The following is a 3,217-nucleotide window of genomic DNA, read 5'->3' as shown; positions in this document are numbered from 1 at the left end:
CGTGCGTCATTTCCTGGACCTCTGGTCCCTGGAGGCGACGACCCTGCGCTGGATCCTCGACGACGCGGCGGTCCGCAAGGCCGCGCGCGCCGGCTGGACCCAGGGCCGCATCGACGCCGACGCCCCGGGACGTGAGCGCACCCTGGCCATGATCTTCGAGAAGAACTCGACGCGGACGCGCTTCTCCTTCGACGCCGCCATGCGCCAGCTGGGCGGCGACGTGATCATTTCAACCGCCGCCGACATGCAGCTGGGACGGGGGGAGACCATCGCCGACACCGCCCGGGTCCTTTCGCGCATGGTGGACGCCGTCATGCTGAGGTCGAACCGGCACTCGGACCTTCTGGACCTCTCCGCCCACTGCACCGTGCCGGTGATCAACGGCCTGTCGGACACCGGCCATCCCTGCCAGATCCTGGCCGACCTGATGACCTTCGAGGCGCATCGCGGACCGGTGGCGGGCCAGACCCTTGCCTGGGTGGGCGACGGCAACAATGTCTGCGCCAGCTTCATCCACGCCGCCCCCCTGCTGGGCTACCGCCTGAACATCGCCTGTCCGGAGGCCTATTCGCCGGACCCGGCGGACCTGGTGCGGGCGGCCTCCCGGCAGGGCCAGGTGTCGGTCACCCGCGACCCGCGCGAGGCCGTCGCCGGCGCCGACTGCGTCATCACCGACACCTGGGTCTCCATGGGGGACACCGACAAGGCCGAGCGCATGGCGGCCCTGGCGCCCTTCCAGGTGGACGAGGCCCTGATGGGCCTGGCGCACCGGGACGCCGTCTTCCTGCACTGCCTGCCGGCCCACCGTGAGGAGGAGGTTACGTCCGCGGTGATCGACGGGCCCCGGTCGCTGATCTGGGAAGAGGCCGAGAACCGGATCCACGCCCAGAAGTCGATCCTGGCCTGGTGCTTCGGGGCGATATGAGCCGCCAGGTCTCCCTGGAAGCGGTCGACGACGACCGGGTCTTCCCCTTCCAGATCGAGGGCGAGGCCGTGCGCGGGCGGCTGGTGCGCCTGGGGCCCGCGGTGGACGAGATCCTGTCGGCCCACGCCTATCCTGACCCGGTGGCCAACCTCCTGGGCGAGACCTGCGCCCTGGCGGCCCTGGTGGGCTCCAACCTCAAGTTCGAGGGCCGGCTGATCGTCCAGGCCCAGGGGAACGGCCCGGTCCGCTATGTCGTCTGCGACTACGACACGGCCGGGTCGCTGAGGGGCTATTGCCGCTTCGACCCCGACGAGATCGCCGCCCTGGCCGCCGGCTTCCAGCGCCCGGGCGCGCGCACCTTGCTGGGCGACGGCCTCTTCATGATGACCGTGGACCAGGGTCCGGACATGGACCGCTACCAGGGCGTGACGGCCATCGAGGGTGAGACCCTGGCCCTCTGCGCCGAGCAGTATTTCGCCCAGTCCGAGCAGACGCCCACCCGCATCCGACTGGCGGTAGGGCAGGCGGATTCCGGCGGCGGCCCCCGCTGGCGGGCCGGCGGGGTGCTGATCCAGAATATCGCCGGGGATGACGCCCGCGGCTCCACCGAGGAGCCCTGGCGGCGCACCGAGGCCCTCTTTGAGACCCTCGGCGAGGACGAGCTGATCGACCCCCTGCTGCCGGCCGGCGAGCTCCTGTTCCGGCTGTTCCATGAGGACGGCGTGCGGGTCTTCGCTCCCCAGGCCCTGAAGGCCGCCTGCCGCTGCTCGCAGGAGCGGATCCTGGGCCTCCTGGCCTCGTTCAGCGCCGAGGAGCGTGCGGACATGGTCGAGGCTGACGGGCGCATCCGGGTGTCCTGCGAGTTCTGCTCCCGCGTCTACGAGGCCCTGCCGTCGGACCTGGACAGCCAAGCAGGCTGACGCTGGGGCGCCGGTTCCCAGGCGCCGGGTTCGGCGCCATGCTGCCTCCCAACGACACGGGAGGACGCCATGACCCTGCATACCAAGCTTTGTGACCTTTTGGGGGTGAAGCACCCCGTCATGCTGGCCGGCATGGGCGGGGTCTCCTACGCCGAGCTCGCCGCCGCAGTGACCAATGCCGGGGGCTACGGCGTCCTCGGCATGGCCGGGCAGGGTCCGGACTTCATCCGGGCCCAGATGCGGAAGGTGCGCAGCCTCACGGACGGGCCTTTCGGCGTCGACCTGCTGGCGGCCTCGCCGGAAAGCCTGACCGCCGCCGTGGACGTGATCATCGAGGAGGGCGCCTCGTCCTTTGTCGCCGGCCTGGGCGTGCCCATGCCGATCATGGAGAAGCTCAAGCGGGCGGGCCTGAAGGTCATGGTCGTCTGCGGGGCCGTAAAGCACGCCATCAAGGCCGAGCAGGCCGGCTGCGATGCGGTAATCTGCCAGGGCGGCGAGGGCGGCGGGCACACCGGCCTGGTCGGCGGCCTGCCCCTGATCGCCCAGGCGGTGGAGGCGGTGAAGATCCCCGTGGTCGGCGCCGGCGGCATCTATGACGGCCGGGGCCTGGCCGCCGTGCTGGGCCTTGGCGCTGTGGGCGTCTGGGTCGGCACCCGGTTCATCGCCTCGCCCGAGGCCCACGCCGGCGACCTCTACCGCCAGACCATCGTGGAGTCCTCCGACGAGGACACCATCCGGACCCGCTGCTATTCGGGCAAGCCGATGCGGGTGCGCAAGAACCCCTATGTCGACGACTGGGAGAGCCGTCCGGCGGACATCCAGCCCTTCCCCATGCAGGCCATGCTCTCCAGCCAGGCCGGGGTCATGGGCGGCATCGGCGGCCAGATCGAGGGCCTGAACCCGGACAGTTCCTGCTTCGCCATGGGCCAGTCGGCGGGCGGGGTGCACGAGGTCCTGCCGGCGGCCGAGATCGTCGCCCGCCTGGTCTCCGGCGCCGAGGCGGCCATCGACCGGATGACGGCGCTCCGCGCCGCGGGGGTGAAGGCGTGAGCGGGCGGCTGGACGGGCGGGTCGCCCTGGTCACCGGCGGCGGCTCGGGCATAGGCGCGGCGGCCTGCCGGGCCCTGGCGAAGGAAGGCGCCGCCGTGGCGGTGACGGACCTTTCGCCCGAGGCGGCCCACGCCGTGGCGGACTCCATCGCGGCGGCGGGCGGCAGGGCGAAGGCCTTCACCCACGACGTCACCCTGCCGGAGGACTGGGAGCGGGTGGTCGACGAGGTGGAGGCCGCCTTCGGCCGGCTGGATATCCTGGTGAACAATGCGGGCATGACCACCGTCGGCAACGAACTGATGAGCCACAGCCTCGAGAACTG

General features: G+C 71.5%; 4 protein-coding genes. All 4 read left to right on the top strand.

The genetic code is table 11. The features are described from left to right. Position 1: 1 nt before the first annotated feature. Positions 2-925 carry an ornithine carbamoyltransferase gene (gene argF, locus INE98_RS14005; protein WP_293539713.1) on the top strand — a complete coding sequence of 308 codons (924 nt, stop codon included), beginning with the start codon at positions 2-4 and terminating at the stop codon, positions 923-925. Next, positions 922-1,845, top strand: a complete 924-nt coding sequence (locus INE98_RS14000; RefSeq protein WP_293539714.1) for an Hsp33 family molecular chaperone — start codon at positions 922-924, stop codon at positions 1,843-1,845. Before argF ends, INE98_RS14000 begins: the two co-directional genes overlap by 4 nt. Before the next feature lie 69 nt (positions 1,846-1,914). Then, positions 1,915-2,895, top strand: coding sequence for a nitronate monooxygenase family protein (locus INE98_RS13995; protein ID WP_293539712.1), 981 nt, complete (start codon positions 1,915-1,917; stop codon positions 2,893-2,895). Further along, on the top strand, positions 2,892-3,217 hold a 326-nt coding region (locus tag INE98_RS13990), incomplete at its 3' end, for an SDR family NAD(P)-dependent oxidoreductase (RefSeq protein ID WP_293539711.1). The genes INE98_RS13995 and INE98_RS13990, both read left to right, overlap by 4 nt.

The sequence above is a fragment of the Phenylobacterium sp. genome, from assembly GCF_020253645.1.
Lineage (GTDB): Bacteria > Pseudomonadota > Alphaproteobacteria > Caulobacterales > Caulobacteraceae > Phenylobacterium.
Note: the sequence above shows the minus strand (reverse complement) of the source record. Positions and strands in the feature narration are given on the sequence as shown.